Source organism: Clostridium sp. AF50-3 (assembly GCF_003477445.1).
Classification (GTDB): Bacteria; Bacillota; Clostridia; order Lachnospirales; family Lachnospiraceae; genus Otoolea; species Otoolea fessa.
Map to the genome: position 1 here is coordinate 21,129 of NZ_QUDH01000003.1, position 25,080 is coordinate 46,208.

Annotated in this window: 25 protein-coding genes, 5 pseudogenes and 1 riboswitch; of the genes and pseudogenes, 4 read left to right on the forward strand and 26 right to left on the reverse strand. The window is 50.7% G+C overall.

Going from position 1 to position 25,080, the window contains the following annotated elements:
- Position 1: 1 nt before the first annotated feature.
- From DW085_RS04440 to DW085_RS04465, 6 genes and pseudogenes are all read right to left on the reverse strand, one after another.
- A pseudogene (locus DW085_RS04440) lies at positions 2-906 on the reverse strand (dihydroorotate dehydrogenase).
- Positions 903-1,667, reverse strand: a complete 765-nt coding sequence (locus DW085_RS04445; protein WP_118491581.1) for a dihydroorotate dehydrogenase electron transfer subunit — start codon at positions 1,665-1,667, stop codon at positions 903-905. Before DW085_RS04445 ends, DW085_RS04440 begins: the two are co-directional and overlap by 4 nt.
- Before the next feature lie 10 nt (positions 1,668-1,677).
- On the reverse strand, positions 1,678-2,595 hold the full coding sequence (gene pyrF / locus DW085_RS04450; RefSeq protein WP_118491583.1) for an orotidine-5'-phosphate decarboxylase: 918 nt from the start codon (positions 2,593-2,595) through the stop codon (positions 1,678-1,680).
- Positions 2,596-2,871: 276 nt separating this feature from the next.
- On the reverse strand, positions 2,872-3,636 hold the full coding sequence (locus tag DW085_RS04455; RefSeq protein WP_333489839.1) for a nitroreductase family protein: 765 nt from the start codon (positions 3,634-3,636) through the stop codon (positions 2,872-2,874).
- A 121-nt stretch (positions 3,637-3,757) separates the two neighbouring features.
- Positions 3,758-4,450 carry an LrgB family protein gene (locus tag DW085_RS04460; protein ID WP_107000487.1) on the reverse strand — a complete coding sequence of 231 codons (693 nt, stop codon included), beginning with the start codon at positions 4,448-4,450 and terminating at the stop codon, positions 3,758-3,760.
- Positions 4,447-4,812: a CidA/LrgA family protein gene (locus DW085_RS04465; protein WP_107000488.1), complete on the reverse strand. Its 366-nt coding sequence runs from the start codon at positions 4,810-4,812 to the stop codon at positions 4,447-4,449. Before DW085_RS04465 ends, DW085_RS04460 begins: the two co-directional genes overlap by 4 nt.
- 280 nt (positions 4,813-5,092) lie before the next feature.
- On the opposite strand from DW085_RS04465, the gene DW085_RS04470 reads away from it, so the two are divergent.
- Positions 5,093-5,974 (forward strand): GNAT family N-acetyltransferase, encoded by an 882-nt coding sequence (locus tag DW085_RS04470; RefSeq protein WP_182430781.1) that lies wholly within the window; start codon positions 5,093-5,095, stop codon positions 5,972-5,974.
- A gap of 65 nt (positions 5,975-6,039) precedes the next feature.
- On the opposite strand, the gene DW085_RS04475 is transcribed toward DW085_RS04470, so the two are convergent.
- The 12 genes and pseudogenes from DW085_RS04475 to DW085_RS04525 form a co-directional block, all read right to left on the reverse strand.
- Positions 6,040-6,753: a GTP pyrophosphokinase family protein gene (locus DW085_RS04475; RefSeq protein ID WP_107000490.1), complete on the reverse strand. Its 714-nt coding sequence runs from the start codon at positions 6,751-6,753 to the stop codon at positions 6,040-6,042.
- A gap of 37 nt (positions 6,754-6,790) precedes the next feature.
- Positions 6,791-7,617 (reverse strand): annotated as a pseudogene (locus tag DW085_RS04480) (Mrp/NBP35 family ATP-binding protein).
- A gap of 312 nt (positions 7,618-7,929) precedes the next feature.
- Positions 7,930-8,514: a biotin transporter BioY gene (locus tag DW085_RS04485; RefSeq protein WP_022359354.1), complete on the reverse strand. Its 585-nt coding sequence runs from the start codon at positions 8,512-8,514 to the stop codon at positions 7,930-7,932.
- 126 nt (positions 8,515-8,640) lie between these two features.
- On the reverse strand, positions 8,641-9,204 hold the full coding sequence (locus tag DW085_RS04490) for a folate family ECF transporter S component (RefSeq protein WP_022359353.1): 564 nt from the start codon (positions 9,202-9,204) through the stop codon (positions 8,641-8,643).
- A gap of 63 nt (positions 9,205-9,267) precedes the next feature.
- Positions 9,268-9,371, reverse strand: a riboswitch (THF riboswitch).
- A gap of 90 nt (positions 9,372-9,461) precedes the next feature.
- Entirely contained in the window at positions 9,462-9,698 is a 237-nt protein-coding gene (locus DW085_RS20405) for a hypothetical protein (RefSeq protein ID WP_347474972.1), read from the reverse strand.
- Entirely contained in the window at positions 9,656-9,895 is a 240-nt protein-coding gene (locus DW085_RS20410; protein ID WP_347474973.1) for a thioesterase family protein, read from the reverse strand. Before DW085_RS20410 ends, DW085_RS20405 begins: the two co-directional genes overlap by 43 nt.
- A gap of 128 nt (positions 9,896-10,023) precedes the next feature.
- The gene (locus DW085_RS04500) at positions 10,024-10,299 is read right to left on the reverse strand and encodes an HPr family phosphocarrier protein (protein ID WP_022359351.1); all 276 of its coding nucleotides are present in this window, start codon (positions 10,297-10,299) and stop codon (positions 10,024-10,026) included.
- A gap of 73 nt (positions 10,300-10,372) precedes the next feature.
- A pseudogene (locus DW085_RS04510) lies at positions 10,373-12,849 on the reverse strand (homocysteine S-methyltransferase family protein).
- Positions 12,850-12,880: 31 nt separating this feature from the next.
- Complete coding sequence (locus DW085_RS20415; protein WP_347474974.1) at positions 12,881-13,261, reverse strand: vitamin B12 dependent-methionine synthase activation domain-containing protein; 381 nt, start codon at positions 13,259-13,261, stop codon at positions 12,881-12,883.
- A gap of 74 nt (positions 13,262-13,335) precedes the next feature.
- Positions 13,336-13,533: a hypothetical protein gene (locus tag DW085_RS20420; RefSeq protein ID WP_347474975.1), complete on the reverse strand. Its 198-nt coding sequence runs from the start codon at positions 13,531-13,533 to the stop codon at positions 13,336-13,338.
- Positions 13,533-14,391 (reverse strand): annotated as a pseudogene (gene metF / locus DW085_RS04520) (methylenetetrahydrofolate reductase [NAD(P)H]). The gene DW085_RS20420 and the pseudogene metF overlap by 1 nt, the downstream one beginning before the upstream one ends.
- Positions 14,392-14,557: 166 nt before the next feature.
- Complete coding sequence (locus DW085_RS04525; protein ID WP_118293476.1) at positions 14,558-15,028, reverse strand: hypothetical protein; 471 nt, start codon at positions 15,026-15,028, stop codon at positions 14,558-14,560.
- A gap of 235 nt (positions 15,029-15,263) precedes the next feature.
- Between DW085_RS04525 and DW085_RS04530 the strand changes: the two are divergent.
- Positions 15,264-16,284: pseudogene (locus DW085_RS04530) on the forward strand (PTS sugar transporter subunit IIC).
- A 218-nt stretch (positions 16,285-16,502) separates the two neighbouring features.
- On the opposite strand, the gene DW085_RS04535 reads toward DW085_RS04530, so the two are convergent.
- From DW085_RS04535 to DW085_RS04545, 3 genes are all read right to left on the reverse strand, one after another.
- The gene (locus tag DW085_RS04535; RefSeq protein ID WP_265104151.1) at positions 16,503-17,357 is read right to left on the reverse strand and encodes a RelA/SpoT domain-containing protein; all 855 of its coding nucleotides are present in this window, start codon (positions 17,355-17,357) and stop codon (positions 16,503-16,505) included.
- 10 nt (positions 17,358-17,367) lie between these two features.
- Complete coding sequence (gene galT, locus DW085_RS04540; protein WP_118491591.1) at positions 17,368-18,873, reverse strand: UDP-glucose--hexose-1-phosphate uridylyltransferase; 1,506 nt, start codon at positions 18,871-18,873, stop codon at positions 17,368-17,370.
- Between the two features lie 172 nt (positions 18,874-19,045).
- On the reverse strand, positions 19,046-19,579 hold the full coding sequence (locus tag DW085_RS04545; RefSeq protein WP_118491593.1) for a Gx transporter family protein: 534 nt from the start codon (positions 19,577-19,579) through the stop codon (positions 19,046-19,048).
- A gap of 287 nt (positions 19,580-19,866) precedes the next feature.
- Between DW085_RS04545 and DW085_RS04550 the strand changes: the two genes are divergently transcribed.
- Positions 19,867-20,892, forward strand: a complete 1,026-nt coding sequence (locus tag DW085_RS04550; RefSeq protein WP_118491595.1) for an FAD:protein FMN transferase — start codon at positions 19,867-19,869, stop codon at positions 20,890-20,892.
- On the forward strand, positions 20,873-21,217 hold the full coding sequence (locus DW085_RS04555; protein WP_182429724.1) for a NusG domain II-containing protein: 345 nt from the start codon (positions 20,873-20,875) through the stop codon (positions 21,215-21,217). Before DW085_RS04550 ends, DW085_RS04555 begins: the two co-directional genes overlap by 20 nt.
- A gap of 69 nt (positions 21,218-21,286) precedes the next feature.
- Here DW085_RS04555 and DW085_RS04560 read toward each other — a convergent pair whose 3' ends face one another.
- From DW085_RS04560 to rdgB, 5 genes are all read right to left on the reverse strand, one after another.
- On the reverse strand, positions 21,287-22,282 hold the full coding sequence (locus tag DW085_RS04560) for an aldo/keto reductase (RefSeq protein WP_118491599.1): 996 nt from the start codon (positions 22,280-22,282) through the stop codon (positions 21,287-21,289).
- Between the two features lie 15 nt (positions 22,283-22,297).
- Positions 22,298-23,158, reverse strand: coding sequence for an SseB family protein (locus DW085_RS04565; protein ID WP_022359338.1), 861 nt, complete (start codon positions 23,156-23,158; stop codon positions 22,298-22,300).
- Between the two features lie 16 nt (positions 23,159-23,174).
- Positions 23,175-23,804 (reverse strand): DUF3877 family protein, encoded by a 630-nt coding sequence (locus tag DW085_RS04570; protein WP_182430785.1) that lies wholly within the window; start codon positions 23,802-23,804, stop codon positions 23,175-23,177.
- A 134-nt stretch (positions 23,805-23,938) separates the two neighbouring features.
- Entirely contained in the window at positions 23,939-24,436 is a 498-nt protein-coding gene (locus DW085_RS04575) for a metallophosphoesterase (protein WP_107000502.1), read from the reverse strand.
- Positions 24,436-25,035 (reverse strand): RdgB/HAM1 family non-canonical purine NTP pyrophosphatase, encoded by a 600-nt coding sequence (rdgB, locus tag DW085_RS04580; protein WP_118491603.1) that lies wholly within the window; start codon positions 25,033-25,035, stop codon positions 24,436-24,438. The genes DW085_RS04575 and rdgB overlap by 1 nt, the downstream gene beginning before the upstream one ends.
- Positions 25,036-25,080 lie beyond the last annotated feature (45 nt).

The following is a 25,080-nucleotide window of genomic DNA, read 5'->3' on the forward strand; positions in this document are numbered from 1 at the left end:
CTTACCGAACCGCACCAATCAGTTCATGTATATCTTCAATGCCATATTTTTCCATGTAGGCGTCGATGCCCTTCACGATCTCCTCCGTCGCATACGGATTATGGAAATTCGCCGTACCGACTGCCACCGCGCTTGCGCCTGCCAGAATAAATTCGATCGCATCGTCCGCATTCATGATACCGCCCATGCCGATGATCGGAAGCTTGACCGCCTGCGCCACCTGGTAAACCATGCGGACTGCCACTGGTTTCACTGCCGGACCGGACAGACCGCCGGTACGGTTGGCTACCGCAAAGGTTCTCCGGTTAATATCGATCTTCATGCCAGTCAGTGTGTTGATCAGGGACAGCACATCCGCACCGCCTGCCTCGGCTGCCTTAGCCATCTCCGTGATGTCGGTAACATTCGGGCTGAGCTTCATGATAATCGGCTGTTTCGCATGGCGTTTTACCTCGCGGGTGATCGCCTCCACTGCTTTCGGATCCTGTCCAAATGCGATGCCGCCCTCCTTGACGTTCGGGCAGGAAATGTTGATCTCCAGCATATCGACCGGTTGGCTCGCCAGTTTTTCCACTACATCGACGTAATCTTCCGTCGTTTTTCCACATACATTGACGATAATCTTCGTATCATACTGACGTAAAAACGGGATATCCTCGATGCAAATAAATCATACCCCGGATTCTGTAAGCCGATCGCGTTGATCATGCCGCCGTACACCTCCGCAATACGCGGGGTCGGATTGCCTGGCCACGGCACATTTGCCACACCCTTGGTCACAACCGCGCCGAGCTTGTTCAGATCGACCATCTCGCCGTACTCTGCCCCTGAACCAAAGGTTCCGGATGCCGTCATGACCGGGTTTTTAAGCTCTACACCCGCAAGATTGACTGCCATCTGTCTCATAATTCTACCTCCTCGGCTAAAAATACGGGACCATCCTTGCAGATCCGCTTGTTGTGTACATTGCTGTGGTGGTCTACATCCTTCGACTGGCAGACACATGCCAGACAGGCGCCGATTCCACATGCCATCTTCTCCTCCAGGGAAATATAGCACTTGATTCCCTTTTCTGCCGCATACTCCTTGATGGCGCGCAGCATCGGGGTCGGTCCGCAGGCGTAGATCACATCCGCCGTCAGGTTCTGCTCCCGGATCGCGTCCAGGACATTGCCCTTCGTGCCGACGCTTCCGTCCTCGGTCGCCACAAAGACTTCTCCATATGCCTCAAATTCATCCCGGAGGAAGAGATTTTCATCCCGGTATCCTAAAATGATCTGTTTTTCGCAGTTTAACTGTTTCGCCATCTCAAGCATCGGCGGAACACCGATACCGCCGCCGATCAGAAATACATTTTCGCCCTCCTGCGGGAAACCATTTCCCAGAGGTCCCATGATGTCGATCGAGTCTCCGGAAACATATTTGGAAAATTCATCTGTTCCTTTACCGGCAATCCGGTATACGATCCGCAGGCGTCCTTCATCCGGATCTGCCTCGCAGATACTGATCGGGCGCGGAAGAAGTCTGGAACCGTCCTGGCTGTAGACCGAGATAAACTGTCCCGGTCTTGCCTCGTCCGCTATGTCCGTCACGATCCACATACTGAAAATGCCAGGTGCCAGTTCTTCCTGACTATATACAACTGCTGTCTCTTTCTTCTGTGCCATGAGCTCCTCCTTACAGTACGCGTCCAATGTCCGCAATCATATCGATGACAGCCTGTCTCGATGCGTCCGCAAAATGCTCCGGACCGAATTTGGCGTATGCGTCTTTCTTGTATGCTGCGATGATACCGCGGGAAGAATTGACGATCGCGCCCAGTCCATCCTCGTTGAAGCAGTATTTTAAGTCTTCTGCCGTACCGCCCTGTGCGCCATAACCCGGAACCAGAAAGTAAGTCTTCGGCATCAGCTTACGCAGAATCTTGCTCATCTCCGGGTAAGTTGCGCCCACAACTGCACCTACATTACTGTAGTCGCCATCCATGGAAGCCTCCCCCCACTCAACGACCTTCTCCGCTACCAGCTCATAAAGCGGGCGGCCGTCCACCAGACGATCCTGGAACTCGCCGCTGGATGGGTTAGAAGTCTTTACCAGTACAAAGATACCGCGGTCGGATGCGTTGCACTCGTCCACAAATGGTTTCACGCCGTCGGTTCCCAGATACGGATTGACCGTGACATACTCGGTATTGAACGCAAAACAGGTCGTATTTCCAACCTTCACGCTGCCGAGATGACCGGTTGCGTAGGCAGCCGATGTGGAACCGATGTCGCCGCGCTTGATGTCTCCGATGACAACTAAGCCCTTCTGCTGGCAGTATTTGACAGTCCGGTCATACGCTTTCAGGCCTTCGATGCCAAACTGCTCATACATCGCAATCTGCGGTTTGACCGCCGGAATCAGATCAGCCGTCGCATCCACGATCGCACAGTTAAACTGCCAGATCGCCTCTGCCGCTCCTTCCAGGGTCTCTCCGAACTCCGCAAATGCTTTTTCCTTCACGTGCTCCGGAATATATCCAAGCATCGGATCCAGTCCTACACAGATCGGTGCCTTTGTCTTCTGAATCTTCTCAATCAATTTACTAACCATCACGTTCTCCTCCAGAGTATCTCTCATAAATAATCAACTTATTTTATCATAAGTGGAGGGCGCTTTCAAGGGCACAGAGCAAGGAAAAAAGGGTTTTTGCTTATGCCCTTTTGATTGCCCCGAAAGAAGCGCGCCAGCTGTCACGGCATCGGACGGCTGGCGCGCTTCTTTCTTGAGTGTATCGTTTCTTTGAATAATTGGTTTTAAAATTGCAAAATTAGTTTTTCTTGCTCAAATATAAACTATTTCAACATTTAATACAATGAATCAATGCATCTAATGCAGCGTCAACGTCGCCACATAATCTCCATTTTTGTAACTTTTAGCCGCAAAATGTTCCTCCGTCTCCGTCTGAAGTTCCATCCAGAGTTCTTCGGCGGCGAGCATAATGTGGGAGAGCATAATGCCGATGCTGAATTCGCGCATCGCATGGAAGCTCTTGCCCGGAAAGCGGGTTTTTAGGGCGAACACATAGATTCGGTCGGAATAGACGATGAAGCGCCACGGCTGGGTGTTCATCGCGGACGGTGCGAGACGCGCCGCACGGAGAATCGTCTTCATCTGCTCTCCGGCTTCTTCCTTGAAAATACAGAGTTCATTGAGCGGGAGGCGCTTTGCCAGCGGGCTTTCACGGTAGAGCTTGCCCTCCGGGTAGCCGAATGCGACCATCATCAGGCAGCGTTTGCCGCCGCGCACCTTCTGCGCCGGCTGCACGCTGCCCAAATAGCAGGTTCCAAGCCCTTTTGCCGTCATATAGAGCACCATCTGCTCCATCAGATAACCGGCATTGCGCTCGCAGCCTTCCTCCTGGTCCGAATAGATCGCCAGATAGTAGGGAGCATCCACCTTCCAGAGTCCGTGGACATCGGCTTTTTTCTTTGTATTGTCGAATATCACTGCCTCAACCCGGATCCGGTCATTTAACCGGGAGGTCTTATCAAAATAGGACAGGATCTGCCCACGCAGCTTCTCCGTGACCTCCCGATCGGTGTATTTTCGAACTGAATGGCGACATCCTATCGCCTCATACAAATTCATCATACCTGCTCCCCTCCTATCTTTTTGCTGCCGTTATCATGCGTATGACCCGCAGTATCTTTTTCTCTGCCTCTCTATGTGCATTCCAATTTCTATACAAATTCTGACCGTTTCAGCACCACCTTTAAATCAGTCCCGACATCAGTGGTACTACCACTACGGTCAAAAGACCAGCGACCGCAATTGACAAGCTGCTCATCGCACCCTCGATCTCGCCTAATTCCAGCGCCTTTGCCGTTCCAATCGCATGGGCTGCTGTTCCAAGTGCCAGACCCTTCGCGATTGGCTCTTCAATTTTAAATATCTGAAACAGCCAGTCGGCTATAATATTTCCCAAAATTCCTGTAATTATAATGCTGATAACCGTCAGCGTCACGATACCTCCCGCTTCCTCGCTGACGCCCATGCCAATCGCCGTCGTAATGGACTTTGGAAGCAATGTTACATAGTGCGTATGCTCCAGCTGAAAGAAACGGCACATCACATAGATACTGCCGACACTTCCCGCTACCCCTGCCACGATTGCAGAAGCAACCGCAATCAGGTGCTGGCGCAAAAGCTCCAGCTGCTTATACAGCGGAATCGCCAGACAGACCGTTGCCGGTGTCAAGAAATAGCCCAGATACACCGCACCGCGGTTATACTCCTTATATTCTATATGAAAAACAGATAAAAATGCAATCACAACTATAATTGCAACCAGCAGCGGATTTAAAATCGCCCAGCCGGTCTTCTTTTTCAGCCAGACGCCCAACATATACGCGCCAACGCTGACCAGCATTCCAAAATAAAGAGAAGAATGAATCAGTCCATTCATGCTTTCGCACCTCCTTTATTCTTTCTGCGGATGATGCTCTGCGCCACGCACCCGGTCGCAACCATAACAAATACCGTCGAAATCACGGTAATCACTGTCAGCGGCACCAGGATGGACTCCGCCTCCTGCACGCTGTCAAGCAGACCTACACCTGCCGGTATAAACATAATCGGCATCGTATCCAGGAAGAAATCTCCCACTTCCGCCACATCTTCTGTATGTAATGCACCTGTGCAAAGCAGAAGCAGAAGAATGAACAATCCGTATACGCCGGACGGAACCGGAAACGGAAGCAGATAGTTCAAAAACTCTCCCAGCATTGTGATGCCAAAAATAATTGTCACTTCTTTCAAGTACTTCATGATGTCTTCACCTTTCGTATTTAATGCCTCTATTCTATCACTCCCAAATTTATAGGACAATATGAAAATTAGCATAAATTCTGTCAATTTCCTTGAATTTTTTGCGTCTTTTTTATACGATACAGGTAAGCTTTTCCGATTCGTAAAATCCAGACATTTTCGTTCCAAAAAACGTGAAGTTTTTATCCGCAAATACGTTTATCTTTATGAAAGACTTATCTTCTCAGCTGCTTTTGTAGCTGGTACACTTTGTATTGCAAGAAAGAAAGGATTAGAATTTATGAATTTAATTCAGACAAACTCACTCTCTGCCAGACAGGCAGAACAGATCCTGGCACTGTTAAATGAATGCCAGAAGACGCAGCCGATCCACATTTCTTTTCCATTTGAAGACGGAAATTGTTTCCTGCTTCTTCTGGATGAATCAGAGACACTTGCAGCCATCATGGGAATGATCCTTCCACCGGATGGCTCTTCGGACGAGGAACCCGTCGAATGCATCGCCTTCACCCGCCCTTCCCTGCGCCGACGCGGATATTTTGCCGCACTCTTAGAAAAAGCCTGCGACATCTCCGGTGAGCACGATATTCTATTTCCGGTTGACCCGGAATCTGCTGATACGGCTGCCACGATGAAAGCCATTCACGCTGACCGCGTTGATCAGGAATATCAGATGAAATGGGACTTTGACCCGGCGGCCGAACGCTTTGACTCTCCCATGGTTGAAAAACGCCCGCTTACCTTTACCTGCACTTCTGCACCGGAAGGTGACGTCAACGAAAGTGTTGATCCCGACAGCTGCTGGGACTGCTTCCACAGCGCCGATGATCCAGATCCGGCCGTTACAATTCTGACCTATGAATTTTTAGAGACTCCGCCAGATCCGATGTGCTCTCCGGCTGCCGTGTGCATGGCGCGTATGCAGCCCGTCCCGGACATTCCCGGCACATTTCATGCCTGTTTCTACGGTTTCCGGGTCCATGACCTCTGCCGCGGACTAGGAATCGGTGAAGCTGCTTTCTGTCTGGTCTTAAACGATCTGATCGCGCGCGGCTGCACCCGAATTGTTCTTCACGTCAGCAGTGACAATTATCCGGCACTCTCGATCTATAAAAAAGCAGGGTTCCGAATTACCGAAACCCTGTCCTATTTTATGTATTAAAGATATGGCAGGCGCTTCAGCCGCCAAAAGCACCCCGATACATGGGCTATTCGTTTACATCACGACTATTCTTCCTGCGTCGGATGTTTTTCCTCAATCTTCTGACGGATGCTTAACATCTTGCAATCCGTCTCCGCGATGACATCCGCGCACTTTTTCAGCTCCGCACCGATCTCTGCGGCTTCCTGGGCATCCAGCTGCTTTTTATACTTGAGCTGGTGATCCAGACTCGCCCAGAAATCCATGGCGATCGTGCGGATCTGGACTTCCACACGGATATTTTTCTTACTGCTTGAAAAGAATACCGGTACTTCCACGATCATGTGGTAGCTGCGGTAGCCGTTTTCCTTCGGCGCCTTGATATAATCTTTGATCGCAATGATGGTCACATCATCCTGGCGTTCCAGCATCCGGCTGATCTCGTAAATATCGTCCACAAACGAACATATCACACGGACACCCGCTATATCATCCAGGTTGGACTCCATCGATTCGATCGAAAGCGGAAGTCCGCGCCGCTGCAGTTTTTCTACAATACTCTTCGGCTTCTTCACTCTCGCCTTGATCATCTCGATCGGGTTTCTTGCATTCCGCATGGAAAGCTCATCGTTGAGCACTTCCAGCTTCGTCTTAAACTCTCGAATCGCGCAGCTGTACTGCATCATCGCTTCCTGAAACTGCCTTGCCGTCTCCCGGAATGTCTCAGGAATCTCAAACACCTGAGGCGTATTGACCGCGAAATGGCTCAGCTCGCTGTTGGGATTCTGAGCAATATTCATTTGTATTCTTCCACCTCTTCTATATATCTATATTCTTTTATGCCTTCTCAACTGCGTCAGCCGCCGCATCCAGCCATGGGGATTCCACATACTCAACCAGCCCCTCGTCCACCTTGGACGCAATCGACGGATCGATCGGAATCTTCGCAAGCACCGGAATCCCATACTCGTCTGCCGTCTCCTCGATATGGCTTTCACCGAACACAGAAATCTTCTTTCCGCAGTCCGGACATTCCAGATAACTCATGTTTTCAACCAGTCCCAGAATCGGAATATCCATCTTCTTCGCCATGTTGACCGCTTTTGCCACGATCATCGAAACCAGCTCCTGCGGGGAAGTCACAATAATAATACCTGCCAGCGGCAGGGACTGAAATACAGTCAGCGGCACATCGCCGGTTCCCGGAGGCATATCGACAAACATATAATCAATGTCCTTCCAGAGTGCCTCGCTCCAGAACTGCTTAATCACGCCGCCCACAACCGGTCCACGCCAAATTACCGGATCCGTCTCATGCTCCAGAATCAGGTTCGAAGAAAGAATCTCTATCCCCGTCGAGGTCGTGCGCGGCAGCATCAGCTGATCCGCTGTCACACCTACCATGCCGTGAATGCCAAATGCCTTCGGGATCGACGGTCCTGTAATATCTGCATCAAGAATGCCAACGCGGTTGTTTCTCGCACGCATCTTACATGCCATCAGGGATGTCACCAGGGATTTTCCGACGCCGCCCTTGCCGCTGACTACACCAATTACTTTTTTAACTGAACTCTGTGGATTTAACGGCACCCGGAACTCTCCATCGTCCGGCTGGCACACGTTTCGCCGCAGCTTGAACAATTATGACTGCAATTCTCACTCATACATACTTCTCCTTTTTATCAGGTTGGATTCTGATCGTTCGCTGGTTTTCGTTTTTGCATCCTCTTCAGACGTTTTCCAAGACCAAAAACCTGTAACGCCCAAATCCTCCCCTGTCGTAATCTCCGTACATTTTACCATATTTTCTGCAAAAATGATAGGGGGCAAACACAACTGGCAGCGTTACAAAAGAATGTGCCGTTACTGTACACGTATGCGTGAACAGTAACGTTTTCTATGAGACAAAAACAGACAGCCCGTTTGCTGCACTGCATTCAGACTGTCTGTCTTTTTTATATCCTATTCATTTTTCTCTACAGATACGCCTGTACCATCGGGCGCAGCCGTCTTGCCATGATCGCCGCCAGAATGCAGAGAATATAATCCGCCGGCATCTCCGGCAGGCAGTAAACCAGCACAATCGCTTTCCAGCCGATCGGCTGCAGGGTTACGAGATGGGTAATCAGATAGAAATAAACCATTCCCATTCCATAATATACCACATATCCAGCCGTCGCCGCCGTCATCAGCGCTCCCATTTTCCAGGAATTCAAACATTCACAGACCTTTCCCATGACCCACGCCGCAAGGAGAAATCCCAGCAGAAAACCAAAGGTCGGGCGCAGCAGATACGCCGGACCGCCGCCGCGTGCAAAGATCGGGACGCCCGCAAGTCCAATCAGCAAATAGACACCCACACTGGTAAATGCCCGTCTGGAGCCCAGCAGAAATGCTGCCAGCATCACGAAAAACCACTGCAAGGTGAAGTTCATGGTATCTGCGCCGGTCGGAATGACAACCTTGATAAATGCCCCCACGGCGACCAGCGCCGCAAACAGACCGCAAAGCGCCACATCCTTCGAATGTTCCCGGCTCCGCGAAACTGCTTTTTCTCTCATCTGTTTTCCTCCATCATGCATGATGCATTTTTCATAAACGGTTCCTTTCATAGCATGCAGCCACCGTGCCTGCAGACTTTCGCTGTCCATGTATGTTTCCTTTTGCTCAAAACGAATCCTCCAGCATCACTCCGCCTGGAATTTACGGATCATCCGCACAAGCCCAAGACTCTCCATCCGTTTTGCAATCAGATAAAAGAGTGCTGCATCCACCGGCCACTTGATGAGATTCTTAAGCACACGCATCGGCAGAAGCACCATCATTGCTTTTCCAGACATCATGCTAAGCCAGAGTGTGTTCAAAAATATGTTGCAGATCAGCGCCACCACCAGATCCGCCCAGAGCGCCCGGCGGAAGGTAAGCGGTTTCCGATACAGAATTGTGCCATATAGCACGCCGCCCAGCATCGCATTCAGCGTAAATCCCGGAAAAAATGCCCCCGTCGGCTTTACGACATATTTGACCAGGTCCAAGACTCCGCCATAGACCGCTCCAGCCACCGGACCGAAGAGGTAGTAGACAAACTGGTTGACCACACCGCCGAATCCGATTTTCAAATACGGACCAGCCTCAATCGTGAAGTATCCCAGAACAACGGAGACAGCCATCAGCATGGCGGCAGTCGTGAGTGTTTTCACGTGTTTCAGTTCCTGAAAGGATGCCTGATAACATACTGCAAATTTTTTCATAAAAAAATACCTCCTTTTCTGCAGATCTCTCGAACCACATCAGGAGATAGATTGTATCAACGATGCAGCGGGATGCGGAATACTGACCGCGAAACCCCGGAGGTCTCTTCGTCCGGCTGACAACTCCCTGTTCAACCGGCACTTAACGCCTGTATTCCTACTCTGCGTTTCTTTTTTTATCTTTTACATCATACCACAATTTTCCCGCTTTTCAAGCACTTTATAAGCGCATCTGTCATTTTCGAACCAGTCAGCATTTACTCTTCTTTTTGGCTCTGTTCGCTGTATTCCCTAAACGCACGATCCATCTCGATATAGTTGCGTTTCAGGGAAACCGGCTTTCCGTCGCGGGTCAGGAAACAATGGCGGCTCTCGCCCACGCAGCGGATTGCGCCCGTTTCCTTGTCAAAAACCGTGTATTCCAGCGTCATGCGGATGCCGTTGTATTCCTTCATCTGAACCAGCACCTGCACCGTCTCGCCAAACCGCGCCATGCTCTTATAATCGCAGTGAACCGACAGCACCGGCTTATGATCCCCTGTTTTTCCATGATGTCATATCCCATTCCCATCTGCTCCATCATGTCGATCCGCGCTTCCTCAAACCAGTGTAGGTAATTTGCATGGTGAATGATTCCCATCTGGTCGGTTTCATAATACTGCGCTTTGTGTTCGTAAATTTTCAGTTCCATAAAAACCCCTCTTTTCCATCTAAAAAGGGATACCTGCACAACTGCAATTTCTGCCGTTCTGCAATATCCCCCTCTGGTTCTGATATGTGTGTCACCGTCCGCACACTATGCAGGCAATGGCTGATACCTTACTGTTCCAGTTCTTCTCCGAGTCCGCTCTCGATCGCCTCGGTAATCGTCTTCAGCGCTTCTTCCTCATCCGGTCCGTCGCAGGCAACCGTGATCTCGGTGCCGCACTTGATACCCGCTGCCATCACGTTCAGCACGCTCTTTGCCACAATATGTTTCTCCCCGCACTCAATCAGAGTCCGGCTCTTAAATTTCATCGCGGTCTGCGAAAGCACGCCAGCCGGCCGCAGGTGAAGTCCCGATGGATTAACCACTTTCACTTTCTTCGATACCATAGCTGTCCCTCCCTCGTCAATTCTTAGTTTTAATTACCCTAATTTTAGTCTAAGTAAGGCAGACTGTCAAGCGTTAGACCAGCACCTGCTGCGCGTAATTAACAGACGCCATCGCATCGCGGCAATACGCATCCGCTCCGATCATATCCGCGTATTCCTGAGTCAGAACCGCGCCGCCTACCATGACTTTCGCCCACGGTGCTTCCTTGCGGAGCTGCTTGATCGTCTCCTCCATGCTCGGCACGGTGGTCGTCATCAGGGCGGACAGACCGACCAGTCTTACATGGTTCTTGATCGTCTCTTCCACGATCGCCTCCGGGGCTACGTCCTTACCTAAATCCAGCACATCATAGCTGTAATTCTCCAATAATACTTTTACGATATTTTTTCCAATGTCATGAATATCGCCCTTGACGGTCGCCAGCACGATCTTGTCCTTCTTCTCTCCTGCTTCCCCGGAGGACTCCATCTGGTTTTTGATGACCTCAAACGCCGATTTTGCCGCCTCCGCACTCATCAGAAGCTGCGGCAGAAAGACGGTGCCTGCCTCAAACCCCTTTCCGACCTTATCGAGTGCCGGGATCATGCAGGAATTGATGACGGTCAGGGAATCCATGGTCTTTAAGAGTTCCCCGGCTGCCGATGCCGCCTGCTCTTTTAAACCTCTCTCCACACTGACCGTAAGCTGATGCTCCGGACCGGATGCCTGGCTGCCAGTGTCCGCACTGCCGGAAGCTCCAGCTGCACCTGCCGCCGGGCACCCGAACCTGCGCTGCCTGCTGCACCTGCGCCGGAAGCTCCGCCCGCACCTGCCTTTGGAATCGCCAGCCGCGCTGCCTGCTCAATATAATCGCCGCAGTGTTCATCCAGTGCTGCCAGGGCCCGGTAGCTATAATAAGAACGCATCATTGCCGCCGAATTTGGATTGATGATCGCCGCGGTCAGACCGCTCTGCATCGCCATCGTAAAGAAATTAGAGTTGACAATCTCACGCTGCGGTAATCCGAAGGAAATATTGGAAACGCCGAGAATCGTATTGCAGCCAAGTTCCTGGCGGACACGGCGCACCGTCTCCAGTGTCACCAGCGCGCCGATCGGCTCGGAGCTGATCGTCATACAGAGCGCATCGATCACGATGTCTTTTTTCTGGATGCCATACTTTTCCGCCTCCGCACAGATTTTCCGCGCGATCGCCATACGTCCGTCCGCCGTCGCCGGAATGCCTTCCTCGTCGATCGTCAGCGCAACCACCGTGCCGCCGTAATGTTTTACCAGCGGAAATACAGCGTCCATGACCTCCTGTTTGCCATTGACAGAGTTAATCAGTGCCTTTCCATTATAAATACGCAGCGCCTGTTCCATCGCCTCTGTGTCAGTCGTATCAATCTGCAGCGGAAGCTCGGTCACCGCCTGCAATTCCTGTACGACCTCGCGCATCATCGCCACTTCATCGATCTCCGGCAGTCCCACGTTGACGTCAAGCACCGCAGCGCCATTTTCCTGCTGGGTGATCGCCTCGCGCAGGATATATTCCAGGTTGTGATCGCGCAGCGCCTGTTTGAATTTTGATTTTCCGGTCGGATTGATGCGCTCGCCAATAATGACCGGATCGGTTCCCATCTCAACTACCGACGCGTAGGAAGTGATGAGAGTGTCATTTTTCGGCTCGATCGGCTTTCTCGTTCTGCCCTTACACATCTCTGCCAGCAGACGGATGTGCTCCGGGGTCGTACCACAGCAGCCCCCGACTGCCGAAACGCCCATCTCCAGCATTCCTTTCATTTCCTCGACAAATTCTGGCGGATCAATATCATATACGGTCTTTCCTCCCTCGCTTCGCGGAAGTCCCGCATTTGGATTGACAACCACCGGGATCGACGCATACCGAAGCAGTTCTTCCACAATCGGCTTCATCTGAACCGGACCTAATCCACAATTGATTCCGAGCGCATCCACGCCCAGACCTTCCAAAAGTGCCACAACGGACTTCGGTGTTCCGCCGGTTAAAAGTTTGCCTTTTCCATCGAAAATTGTGGTTGCAAAGATTGGAAGATCGGAATTTTCCTTTGCCGCCAGAACCGCTGCCTTGAGTTCATACGTGTCGCTCATCGTCTCGATCAGAATCAGATCCGCGCCGCCTCGCACGCCTGCCTTTACCACCTCGGTATAGATGGAGACCGCCTCCTCAAAGTCCAGATCACCCATTGGCTTTAAAAGGCGTCCGGTCGGTCCCAGATCCAGCGCTACATAACCACGGCCGCAGTGTTCTACCGCTGTCCGGGCATTTTTCATCGCCGCATCCACGATCTCATCCAGATTAAACTCGGCTGCCTCATTGTATTTCAGGCGGTTCGCGCCGAATGTATTCGATAAAATAAGATTCGCGCCCGCGTTCAGATAATCCTCATGGATCTTTACCAGAACCTCCGGATGCTTGATATTCCAGGTTTCCGGCAGTTCGCCCGGTTTCAGCCCGGCTCCCTGCAGAAGACTTCCCATTCCTCCGTCAAATACCAGTATTTTATCGTTCCAATCTTCCCGTATACCCATGTCAGCTTCCTCTCTGTTTTTTGTTTCTTACTTATTTATCTCTCCGGTACAGGCAGTTTTTGTTTGAACAGACCTCACAGCCCTCTTTCACACAGCCCGCCGCTATCTTCGATACTCCGATGACCGCCGTCACCGACTTGGACGGCATCATCAAAAAACTTTCCGTCAATGTAATCCCCACCGTCTTTTCCGCTTCCAGTACCCGGCAGAAATCCGGCTGGCACGAAAGCGGCAGATCTCCATAACCTGGCGAAAAGCGGGGACGCAGATAGAGTCCTTCTTCTGCTGCCTCCGCTTTTAATTTGTCATTGATTTCATTGCAGTAACTCTCAATCCGTGCCGCCGCGCACGCCTGCAGGACAACCGCCCGGCTCATCGAAAGACGGCTGTATCGGCGCAGAAGCAGATCCACACCAGCACCCAGCGTCGCCGCAAAAAGGATGACCTCCTGGCAGTCCTTTAAATTGCGGCTGAGCGCCCGGCTTTTTACTTAAAACACGTAAAATCAAGTTCTGAATCTGGCAGCAGCGTCAGCGGATAGCGTCTGTAAAAGCTCCGGCAGTTGACGGACCGCTCTAATTCTCCCAGACAGTCCTCCACCAGATCTTTCGTCTGCGGATCCGGCTCCTGCTGCCCTTTAATTCCTAAATACCGATATATTTCTCTCCGATTGACTTCCGCCATTACAGAATCTCCGACAGGTTGTTCTTAATCTGCGCCGCTACATCCGGTTTATTCATTGAATATACATGGATTCCATTTACATGGTTTGCAATCAGATCGATGATCTGCTCAGTTGCATAGGCGATACCTGCCTGCTTCATCGCTGCCGGGTTATCACCAAAACGATCTACGATCGCCTTGAAGCGTGCCGGAAGGTAGGTGCCGGACATGCTGCAGATGCGCTTAATCTGACTTATGTTTGTCACCGGCATGATGCCTGCGACAACCGGAACCGTGATTCCTTTTTCTCGGATACGGTACAGGTAATTATAAAGGATATTATTATCAAAGAACATCTGGGTCGTCACAAAATCACAGCCCGCTTCCACTTTTTCTTTCAGATGCCCGATATCCACCGTCTTGTTGACCGATTCCACATGTCCCTCCGGATAGCAGCTGCGCCGATGCACAGATCCGGGCAGGTCTCACGGATCTCGCGGATCAGCTGGGATGCATACTGATAATCTTTTTCTACCTTGCCGTCTTTCGGAATATCGCCGCGAAGTGCCAGGACATTCTCAATTCCGTGTGCTGAATCTCGCGCAGGACACTGTGCACCTTCTCACGGGTCGAGGAGACGCAGGTCAGATGTGACAGCGCCGGCACCTGGCAGGTGCTCTGGATATCCGATGCGATCTGGACCGTATACTGGCTTGTGCCGCCGCCTGCTCCGTAGGTCACGCTCATAAATGATGGATTTAACTTTGCAATCTCAAGCGCCGCTTTCTCAACGGAAGCGAAGTTGCTCTCCTCCTTCGGCGGGAACACTTCAAACGAAAGCGTCGGCTGTCCTTTGGCTAAAATATCCTTAATCTTCATCGTATTTATCTCCTGTTCTCATCATTTCGTCCGGTTCTGCCCCGGACCTCTATTGCCTATGTATTCTATATGATTTTTGCTCAGTATACCATATTTCCCCAATGAACGCCAGACTTCCGACAGCTATCTTCTGGATTGATTTTCTATATCTTGCCATAGGAAAAATCTATAGGAACCAAATAAAATACATAAACATACGATACAGATAATTAATTCCAGACAAAGCAAACAAAATCAGCAAAATCACCAGCACAAGGCTCATTTTCCCCTTCTTTTTCTGATTTTTTCCTTGCTGCACCGCGCTTCGTCTCTGCGTTGTCTGATACGACATACTGTTCTGGTTCTGTGTCCGGACGGATGCCTGTCTGCCTGCGCCTGCTGCTTTCTGCGTCTGGGAATATGCCTTCGCCCGGTCCGCAAGCGTGCGGATGGCATCTGTTCCTGCCCTTGCACTCGTTTCCCACGAGGCAGATCCCGCATTGTGATACTCACAGTCCGTCTCATGCGCCGGGTGACGCTCATTCAGATAATAAGTTGCATTGACATAGTTAGGATTCCGGATCCACTGTTTACAAAAAGAACAATAATGACCATACTTGATCGGATGGTCGCAAATCGGACAAATTCGTCTCTGCATGAAATACCTCCCCTCGAATCGAACATACTTTTTCGAAAACACCTCGTCAATTATTTTTTATTGTATCATAACTTTTTTACTTTTTTCTATATTTTCTCTTGTATTTTCTCCATTTCGTGTTAAAATACAAACGTCCATTACACTGTCAAGACAGGTGTAAGCCATTTATTTGACCGGAATGGCTGAAACGATTCATTCCGTTCACAATTATTTTACTCTGGGAGGTTCTATCAATATGGAACGTGTGAAAGCTTTTCTGAAACGGAAGCAGGTTGTCATCTCCGTTCAGACGTATCTCATCGATGCGCTGGGCGCGATGGCATTTGGTCTGTTTGCTTCTCTTCTGATCGGTACCATTTTCGGCACGCTGGGGGAAAAAACAGGCGTTGTAATTTTTACTACGATCGCAGGCTACGCCAAGAGCGCGACCGGTGCGGCGCTCGGCGTCTCGATTGCCTACGCCTTAAAGGCACCGACGCTCGTCCTTTTCTCCGCCGCTACCGTCGGCATCGCGGGCAATGAACTCGGCGGTCCGGTCGGCGCGCTCGTTGCCACCATCATCGCAGCCGAGCTTGGAAAAATCGTCTCCAAAGAGACACCAGTTGATATTCTTGTCACCCCGGGCGTCACCATCATCTCCGGTATCCTGGCCGCACAGTTTGTCGGTCCGGGCGTCTCTGCATTCATGACCGCTTTCGGAAATCTGGTGAAGACAGCGACCGTTATGCAGCCGCTTTTCATGGGTATTCTGGTTTCTGCCTGATCGGCATCGCCTGACGCTTCCGATCAGCAGTGCGGCAATCTGCATCATGTTAAGCCTCGACGGTCTGGCAGGCGGTGCCGCCACCGCAGGCTGCTGCGCGCAGATGGTCGGATTTGCCGTTTTAAGCTTCTGTGAAAATAAATGGGGTGGTCTTCTGGCACAGGGACTCGGAACCTCGATGCTCCAGATGGGAAATATCGTCCGGAACCCGAAAATCTGGATTCCACCGACACTCGCCTCGATGGTCACCGGTCCGCTCTCCACGATGGTCTTCCATCTGGAAAATATTCCAGCCGGTTCCGGCATGGGAACCTGCGGTCTCGTCGGACCGATCGGCATCTACACCGCCATGCAGGGAAGTGGAAATTCGATGATGTGGCCGGGCATCCTGCTCATCTGCTTCGTGCTTCCGGCTGTTTTGACCCTGTTCTTCGGCGCACTTTGCCGGAAAGCTGGATGGATCAAGGAAGGCGATTTGAAACTGGATCTATAATTATAGCTCCATGTGCTTCCAATTATCCATCATTCCTATCTGGCATCTGTCCTTAGAATCAGCCAGATTGTCACGGTTCACGCATACGTGCCCAGTAACGCCAGATTCATAGACCTATGACACCAAAACAGGCATTGAAATGCTCTTCATCCACCACTGTGTGGATAGCAAGCATTCCAATGCCCGTTTTTTTGATCCAGTTATCTTTTCCCTATTCCTTATCGTTCTTCTTTCCCCAGCAGCTCCCGCATACTTGCGAGCAGCTTCGCCTCTTTGTCTTCCTTATATTCTCCGAGCAGGACCTCTTCAAACTCCTTCTCCACCTTCATCCGGCGGAAATACGAGCTCATTTCATCCGCCATGCCGGAGAGCCGGTTTAACAGACGGGAGAAATCGCGCAGCATCACGTCGTCCTTGTGGTACGGATAAACAATGTCGTGGTCAACCTCACTCCATCCCTCCTCGAACAGCGTTCTCGCCTGAATCTCGACGTAGTAACCGCGGTATTTGATGATGTAGTGAAGGGAACGGTAGATACCGCCTGACTTGATTTCGATCACATTTTCATCGTAGATCCGGCTGTCCCCGTTTCGGCGGTATACCTTCGGACGCTCTGCAATGTAGCAGTGTGTCTCATCGTTGTCAAAATCGCGCTCACGGTCTTTTACATACTGCTCCGGAGCATTTTCAAACGCCGATGTGATGTATTCATGGAAATGACGCCAATCCTCACGGTACAGGAAGAATACACGGATACCGATAAGGTCCGTCACGTATTTCCAGTAATTATCAACTCCCAGCTGGGCAAATTTCTCCGGCTGCTCTTTTTTCTTGCGGATGATCTTCTCCAGAAGATGCCCCGGTGCCTTGGTACGGTAACGGTAGGAATGGATCCCCGCTTTTTCAATATCATACAGATACTTATCTACAAAATCCTTGCCAATCTCCCGCAGCTTTCCCTCGATCGTCGCATAATGATCCGCGATCGCAGTCAATTCCTCCCAGGAAACGCCCGCCGCGTCAAAGTCTTCCTGTTCGATCCGATATTTTCTTAAAAATAAATCTCTCTCCATTATCTCCTCTTTATCGGAAGCCCACTGAGCGCAGGAACCGGGCAAATGCCTCCCTGCCTTCCGGCGTACACTTATATACGCCCGCGTCTTCCAGTACCTGCTCAAAGACAAGACCTACCTCTTTTTGCAGGATTTCGTTTATATTTTCACTTGTTATATGCTCATACTTCGGCAGGAACTCATCCACCCAGTCCGCATGCTTTTCAAGCTCCGGATTGGAACGGATATCGCCTCCGGAAAGGATCGCCTCCGCCAGATCGGCAAGCTCCTGTTTCAATCTGGACGGGAGCACCGCCAGACCCATGACCTCGATCAGACCGATATTTTCTTTCTTGATGTGATGCAGCTTCGCGTGCGGATGGTAAACACCAAGCGGATACTCATCCGTCGTGATGTTATTGCGGAGCACCAGATCCAGCTCATAGAAATCGCCATTCTTTCTGGCAATCGGCGTGATCGTGTTGTGCGGTTCTCCGTCCGTCTCAGCATAAATAAAAGCATCCTCATCCGTATAGCTGCGCCATGCACGCAACACCTTTTCACCCAGATCAATCAGGCGGTCCGGATTCTTGGAACGGGTCCGCAGAACTGACATCGGCCATTTAACGATTCCGGCTTCCACATCCTCGAAGCCTTCCATCTCAAATTTCTGTTCAATCGGCGCTTTTGCCATCGCAAACGTGTAATGTCCGCCTTGGAAATGGTCGTGACTTAAAATCGAACCGCCGACGATCGGCAGATCCGCATTGGATCCCAGGAAATAGTGCGGGAACAATTTCACAAAATCAAACAATTTGACAAACGTTGCCCGTTCGATCTTCATCGGTGTGTGCACACCGTTGAACACGATACAGTGCTCATTGTAATACACATACGGCGAATACTGGAAACCCCACTGGCTGTCATTGACCGTGATCGGGATAATGCGGTGGTTATTGCGCGCCGGATGGTTGACACGTCCGGCATAGCCTTCATTTTCCTTGCATAAGAGGCATTTCGGATAACCGCTCTGCTTTGCCAGTTTGGCTGCCGCGATTGCCTTCGGATCTTTCTCCGGCTTGGATAAATTAACCGTGATGTCCAGCTCCCCGTATTTTGTATCCGTTTTCCATTTCATATCCTTGGAAACACGGTAACGGCGGATGTAATTGGAATCCTGGCTCAATTTGTAATAATAATTGGTTGCCGCCTCCGGCGATTCCTCATACAATTTCCAGAAATGTCCAATCACCTCGCTCGGGCGCGGCATCAGGCAGTTCATCAGCTTCGTGTCGAACAGATCACGGTACACCACGCCGTCCTCCTTCAAAACGCCCGTCTCATGTGCATAATCAAGCAGGGCATCCAACGTCTCTTCCAGTGAAATCTCCCTGCATGCGCCCTGTGGTTCTTCATATTCATCCAGTCCCAGAACCTCGAGAATCTGGTTCGTCGCGTAAATGCGATCCGACTCCTGAAGAAGCCCCGTATTGACTCCGTACTGTACTAAATTTCTGATTGCTTCATATACTGCCATACCCTATCCTCCTGACTGAAAAACAACCTTGCTGTTTCATTCTTATCCTTTTATCATTATAACTTTAGCTGCCCGTATACCATTGCGCCACCTTATCTCATGGCATTTTCGGTTCCAAAAATGCCTGCATATGAACAGTCACTGTACATCCTCTTACTCTTGTGGCTTCCATTTACATAAATTTTGTCAAATCCAGACATTTTAAGCGGTTTACCAGGATTCCTCCGAGAAGCCCAATCAGCGCCCCCGCTGCCGTTCCGGCTGCCAGAAGCACCGGAAGATAGTAGAACAGACTCGCATTTTCCACCACCAGCGCCGCCACGATAAGCTGCCCGATGTTGTGTCCCGCACCACCCAGGATGCTGACACCGGTCACGCCGAACCAGTCCAACCGGCGGAACACCACCATCAGAAGAAGGCTGACCGCAGCACCTGCCAGACTATACAGCATCATCGACAGGTTTCCAAACGTAAATCCTACCAGCACGATACGCACCAATGCAATCGCCGCTGCCGCACCGGCTCCCAGCAGATACAGACTCACGATCGACGCCAGATTCGCCAATCCCAGCTTGACCCCCGGAACGCCCAGGTTGAGCGGTATCAGGGTCTCGACATAGCTCAGCAGAAATGCCAGCGCTGTCATCATTCCATATAAAGCGATTTTTCCGGCTCTGGATGTGCCTGCTCGTCCTTTTTTCTGCATTTCTTCCTCCTCTGTATACCTCTATGAATATATTAGTAAAAATTTTTAGTTTTGTAAAGCGCGTAACTGTTCACAGATAGGAATTTTCTGAACTGAAAATTCCGTACGATACAGTTCTGGCGTTACTGTTCACGCATACGTGCCCAGTAACGTTCTGGCTGCCGATGCGTTTAGTTTCTGGGCCGTAATCTTGACTTTCCTATCAACCTTTGTTAGAGTAGTTGCAGACATTTTTGCAAACATAGTTTCAAACCGAATTTTCGATATTTTTAAGAATGGAGCTCTTTATGAAAAAAAAGGATTTATCCGCGCTTCTGACACTTCTTGCCGTCGTATTTTTTGGCTGCGGCGCGGCGCTTCTTTTCAGCAAATCCCGCCGGGAGCCGATCAGCCGTTCCGCGTTTCTGCTGAATACATTTGTCAACATCACACTCTATGATTCGCAGGATGAAGCGATCCTTGACCACTGTGTGGACATGTGCCAGGAGTACGAAAACCGTTTCAGCAAGACGATCGAGGGCAGCGAGCTTTACAAGTTAAACCACCGCAACGCCGACGAGACGACTTTTACCGTCTCCGACGATATGGCGGCTATGATTTCTGAAGGACTGCATTACAGTGAGGTTTCCCATGGTGCCTACGACCTGACGATCGAACCACTCAGTTCTCTCTGGAATTTTACCAGCGACGAGCACGTGATCCCGGCGGAGGATGACATAACAGCGGCGGCAGAACGCGTCAACTGGAAAAATGTGAAACTTGACGGAAATACTTTAACCTTCCTCTCCCCGGACACGACGATTGACCTCGGCTCCATCGCCAAGGGCTACATTGCCGACCGCATGAAAGACTATCTGACCGAATCCGGCGTCGAAAGCGCCATCATCAACCTGGGCGGCAACGTACTCTGTGTCGGTGAACGCACAAATCACCAGCCGTTCCGCATCGGGCTGCAGAAACCGTTTGCCGACTATGCAACGGTGTTTGCCGATCTGAATATTGATGACATGTCCGTTGTCTCCTCCGGCGTCTATGAGCGCCATTTTGAGAAAAACGGTGTCAATTACCATCACCTGTTAAACCCGAAAACTGGCTATCCGTACCAGAACGGACTGGTTTCCGTGACGATCGTCTCCCCGCGTTCGGTGGACGGCGATGTACTCAGCACGACCTGTTTCTCGATGGGACTGGATAAGGGCCTGGAACTCATCAATTCGATGGATGGCATTTATGCTTATTTTATCACGGATGATTATGAACTGATTTACTCGGATGGAGCGGAGGCATTTATTGATGAAATCAAAGAAAAATAGAAATGATTTTGTTTTGATTCTGGTTCTTCTTGCCGTCATACTCATCGGTTTTCTGGTTGTGCGCTTGCAGCGCCAGAAGGATGCTTTTACCGTTGATGTCAGTGTCAATGGAACAACCGTCGCCACCTACCGGCTGGATGAGGAGATAGACACCTGGATCGACGGGTATCAGGGGGGACAAAATCATCTGGTGATTCAAGATGGATGTGCCCGGATCGAAGAGGCAGACTGCCCGGACAAGCTCTGTGTGAAGCAGGGAACCATTTCAGAGAGTGGGGAATCGCTGGTTTGCCTGCCGAATAGGGTGGTTGTGGCGGTTAAATAGATATGGTTTGCCAACACGGACGGAAACGCCCAGCGGGTACGCATAATTGCGCCGCTGGGCGTTTTCTGTTTATTTTATTCCACAAATTTGATCGATTTTAAGCAGCTCTTCCTCGCTCAACGGTGCCCCATCCAACATTTTCAGATTATCTAATATCTGCTCCGGTTTGGACGCACCGATGAGAACGCTGGTTACCACAGGATCCTTCATGACCCATTTGAGCGCCATCTGGGAGAGTTTTTCGCCTCTCTGTCCGGCCATCTCGTTGAGGGCGCGGATCTGGCTGATTTTTTCTTCGGTGAGCTGGTCTTTTTTGAGAAATCTGCCGTCGGTCATGACGCGGCTGTCGGCTGGGATGCCGTACAGATAACGGTCGGTTAAGGTTCCCTGTGCAAGCGGGCTGAATGCAATCAGACCTTTCTTTTCTTTGACAGCGGCTTCTTTTAAGCCGTTGTTTTCGATCGTGCGGTCAAAGATGCTGTAGCGGTTCTGATTGATGACGAACGGGCATTTCAGATCGCGCAGGATCGCAGCGGCTTCCTGCATTTTTTGTCCATTGTAGTTGGAAAGTCCTGCATAGAGAGCTTTTCCGCTCTTAACTGCCTGATCGAGTGCTCCCATCGTCTCCTCAAGCGGCGTCTCCGGGTCCATCCGGTGATGGTAAAAAATGTCTACATACGGAAGTCCCAGGCGTGTAAGGCTCTGATCGAGGCTTGCAAGCAGGTATTTGCGGCTGCCCCAGTTTCCATAAGGGCCGTTCCACATCTCGTATCCGGCTTTCGTGCTGATGATCAGCTCGTCTCGATATGGCATGAAATTTTCCTTTACAATCCGTCCCAGATTTTCCTCAGCACTTCCCGGCTCTGGTCCATAATTGTTGGCTAGGTCAAAGTGCGTGACGCCATTGTCAAAAGCGGTAAAACACAGCTTCCGCATTGTCTCATAGACGCCGGTGCTGCCAAAATTATGCCAGAATCCCAGCGAAACTGCCGGGAGCCTGAGTCCGCTGCTGCCGCAGCGGTTGTAGGTCATTCCATCATATCTTGTGCCTGCTGCCTGATACATATACTCTTTCCTTTCCTACTCCCGTCCAGCCTCTGCCTGAACCTCGCGGATAGCTGCGTCGATCTGTGCCTCTACGGATACCGGCTTCTGGACCGGTGCTTCCGGCTGCTTCTTTACTTTCTGTACGGTCAGCGGCATATTAACGCCCAGCGGATTGAGAACGATGCCCTTTGCCTCCTCCGGGAGTACCTGAGCCAGCTTGAGCGCATCTACGACAACCGGGCGGAATTTCTTCTCACGGTTGAAACGCTGGAACTCGATCACATCCGTAAAGATCGGCTGGAAAATATCTCCGCTCTTTAATTTAACCAGCGGAATGCCATTTCCTTCCTCTGGAAGCGGCACGATATAGCGACCCTTCGTGAAGTGCGCGCCGATCTCCTCCTGTAAATCGTTTAATTCCGGCGTAATCTCCTGATTTGGCTGACGGCGCAGATCCTGCATATAGTAAAGCATCGTCAGGTGCAGCTCCGGGTTCTCCACCCAGACTTTTCCATTCTTGCTCTCCTCCGGGTCTTTGCGTCTTACAAACTCGGTCAGCTGAATCATCTTCTGCTCCTCGCCCACGTGTACCTGGATAGCATTGACACCCATCGTGTAAAGGCTGGTATAGAAAAGCAGAAGGCTCTTTCTGTCTACCTTCGCGATTCCTACCGGAATCTGCTGCTCTGCCAGCTTCTGTGCGCCTGCCTTTGCGCCCTCTTCGTCCGTAAACAGCAGGATGGCATCATCCATTGTTTCCGGATCACAGTATACATACGGCTCTTTCGTACATCCGGAAAGAATGGCATATAAGGAATCTGCCTCTCTTAACTTCTGTGCGAAGATATCCGGCTCCTGTTCATTCGTATTTGTCTGCTTTGTCTCGTTTTCCATCCGTCTAATCTCCTTTTTATTGAATCGTCATCAATGCCTCAAAATCAGCCCGTGCAAATCGGTGGTAAATCGTGTGCCCCATCTCCTCACGGATGCAGTAATCATATGCATCGATGCTGCTGTCTGTAAAATAAATGACATAATCAAAATCCATGCCGTCCGGCATCTGCCGGCACTCATACGCGCCGAATTTTTCAAACACAGCGGTAATCTCTTCCTTTTTGCAGGCGTGCTTTTCCCGAAACAACTGGATCAGCTCCCTTAAAAACGGCGGTTCCGGAACCTGCTCATGGACATACTCCACAAAATCCGGCGGGATCGTAAAGACGATCCGATCGGCGTGGATCCGAATCTGGGTATCTCCCATTTTCTCCTTCTTCGCCTCCAGATCATGCCGTATCTTCTTCGCCAGCTCCCGGATATCCGTCTCCTGCATCTCCAGCATCGCATTCAGGGAAGAAAGCGGATAATAAAGGCGCATCGTCTCCCTGGCATAACCAAGTTTTAGCTGCGCCTCTTTGATCTGATCCGTCATATTTTGAATTAAAGCTTCCAGTTTCATGTCATACTCCTGCCTCGGAAACGAAACCTCCGTCCCCGGCATCTTTATTGGGTCGATTGAATCATTGATAAGTACCTTTTTCACAATCTCTCTCATTATAACAATTTACCGAAAATGCGTCAATATGCGGATATTTGCTTTTTCGGTTTCTGTTCACGCATAGTTACTGGGCACGTATACGTGAACAGTGACACGCATATGTGCCCAGTAACAGACCTCTACAAATAGCAGGTCGTAAAATGCGCCTCGCCCTCGTCATCCAGATCCATGAGCATGTAGCTCGGGCGTCTGCCCTCCTGGCGCGGAAATGAAAGACTGCCCGGATTCAGCACAGTCAGATCCCCGCGCCGCTCCAGATACGGCTTGTGGGTATGTCCAAACATCGCAATCTGCACGCCGCGATCCTGTGCCTCATCGATCAGGCGCTCCGTCCCAACCGATACGCTATAAAAATGACCGTGGGTCAGAAATGCGCGGTATTTTCCAATCGAAATCTCCTTCTCGCGGTCCAGATGGGAGAAAAAATCATTATTTCCCAGCACCATATAGACCTCGCAGTCCGGGTTCTGCTCCTTACACCACGATGTAATCATGTCCTCACTTCCCTCGGCGTCACCCAGATGAATGAACATGTCAAACGGCGCTTCATTCTGGATGACTTCCAGCAGATTACCATCCCGGCGGTGGGTGTCGCTTGTAATTAATATTTTTTTCATCACTCGCCAAGCGCCTCCTTCAGCGCATCCTTCATCCGCTCCAGCGCCTTGCCCCGGTGGCTGATACGGTTTTTCTCCTCCATCGTGAGCTCTGCTGACGTTTTGCCGTACTCCGGCAGCCAGAGAATCGGATCATATCCAAATCCACCGTTTCCAGCCGCTTCCTTTGCAATCTCGCCCTCCATCGCCGCTTCTGTGTGAAGCACTCTGCCATCCGGCAGCACTGCCGCGATATTGCACATAAAACGGGCGCTCCGCTCTTTTCCTTTTGCATCCTTCACGCGCTCAATCAAAATCCGGTTCTTTTCCTCATACGGTGTGTCCCCTAAATACCGCGCTGAATAAACGCCCGGCTCGCCGTTTAAATAATCTATCACCAGTCCAGAATCATCTGCCAGCACAATGCCGCCCGTCTTCTCCCAGACTGCCTTCGCCTTGATCTCTGCATTCTCGCGGAAGGTGGTTCCATTTTCCTCGATCTCGTCTTCAAATCCAGCCTCGCGCATCGTAACAATCTCACGGTTTAAATCCTTTAAAATCTCACGGATCTCTTTCAGCTTTCCCGCATTTCCCGTCGCAAATATAATTTTCTCGCTCACTTTTCCTCGCTCCTTTATCCTCAAACAGCATGGCTTTTCATATCC

Coding starts and splice junctions, on each gene's coding strand:
- DW085_RS04445 (WP_118491581.1), bottom strand. CDS start 1,667: ATGGCACAGAAGAAAGAGACAGCAGTTGTATATAGTCAGGAAGAACTG.
- pyrF (WP_118491583.1), bottom strand. CDS start 2,595: ATGGTTAGTAAATTGATTGAGAAGATTCAGAAGACAAAGGCACCGATC.
- DW085_RS04455 (WP_333489839.1), bottom strand. CDS start 3,636: ATGATGAATTTGTATGAGGCGATAGGATGTCGCCATTCAGTTCGAAAA.
- DW085_RS04460 (WP_107000487.1), bottom strand. CDS start 4,450: ATGAATGGACTGATTCATTCTTCTCTTTATTTTGGAATGCTGGTCAGC.
- DW085_RS04465 (WP_107000488.1), bottom strand. CDS start 4,812: ATGAAGTACTTGAAAGAAGTGACAATTATTTTTGGCATCACAATGCTG.
- DW085_RS04470 (WP_182430781.1), top strand. CDS start 5,093: ATGAATTTAATTCAGACAAACTCACTCTCTGCCAGACAGGCAGAACAG.
- DW085_RS04475 (WP_107000490.1), bottom strand. CDS start 6,753: ATGAATATTGCTCAGAATCCCAACAGCGAGCTGAGCCATTTCGCGGTC.
- DW085_RS04485 (WP_022359354.1), bottom strand. CDS start 8,514: ATGAGAGAAAAAGCAGTTTCGCGGAGCCGGGAACATTCGAAGGATGTG.
- DW085_RS04490 (WP_022359353.1), bottom strand. CDS start 9,204: ATGAAAAAATTTGCAGTATGTTATCAGGCATCCTTTCAGGAACTGAAA.
- DW085_RS20405 (WP_347474972.1), bottom strand. CDS start 9,698: ATGGCGCGGTTTGGCGAGACGGTGCAGGTGCTGGTTCAGATGAAGGAA.
- DW085_RS20410 (WP_347474973.1), bottom strand. CDS start 9,895: ATGGAACTGAAAATTTACGAACACAAAGCGCAGTATTATGAAACCGAC.
- DW085_RS04500 (WP_022359351.1), bottom strand. CDS start 10,299: ATGGTATCGAAGAAAGTGAAAGTGGTTAATCCATCGGGACTTCACCTG.
- DW085_RS20420 (WP_347474975.1), bottom strand. CDS start 13,533: ATGGCGGAAGTCAATCGGAGAGAAATATATCGGTATTTAGGAATTAAA.
- DW085_RS04525 (WP_118293476.1), bottom strand. CDS start 15,028: ATGCAGAGACGAATTTGTCCGATTTGCGACCATCCGATCAAGTATGGT.
- DW085_RS04535 (WP_265104151.1), bottom strand. CDS start 17,357: ATGGAGAGAGATTTATTTTTAAGAAAATATCGGATCGAACAGGAAGAC.
- galT (WP_118491591.1), bottom strand. CDS start 18,873: ATGGCAGTATATGAAGCAATCAGAAATTTAGTACAGTACGGAGTCAAT.
- DW085_RS04545 (WP_118491593.1), bottom strand. CDS start 19,579: ATGCAGAAAAAAGGACGAGCAGGCACATCCAGAGCCGGAAAAATCGCT.
- DW085_RS04550 (WP_118491595.1), top strand. CDS start 19,867: ATGAAAAAAAAGGATTTATCCGCGCTTCTGACACTTCTTGCCGTCGTA.
- DW085_RS04555 (WP_182429724.1), top strand. CDS start 20,873: ATGAAATCAAAGAAAAATAGAAATGATTTTGTTTTGATTCTGGTTCTT.
- DW085_RS04560 (WP_118491599.1), bottom strand. CDS start 22,282: ATGTATCAGGCAGCAGGCACAAGATATGATGGAATGACCTACAACCGC.
- DW085_RS04565 (WP_022359338.1), bottom strand. CDS start 23,158: ATGGAAAACGAGACAAAGCAGACAAATACGAATGAACAGGAGCCGGAT.
- DW085_RS04575 (WP_107000502.1), bottom strand. CDS start 24,436: ATGAAAAAAATATTAATTACAAGCGACACCCACCGCCGGGATGGTAAT.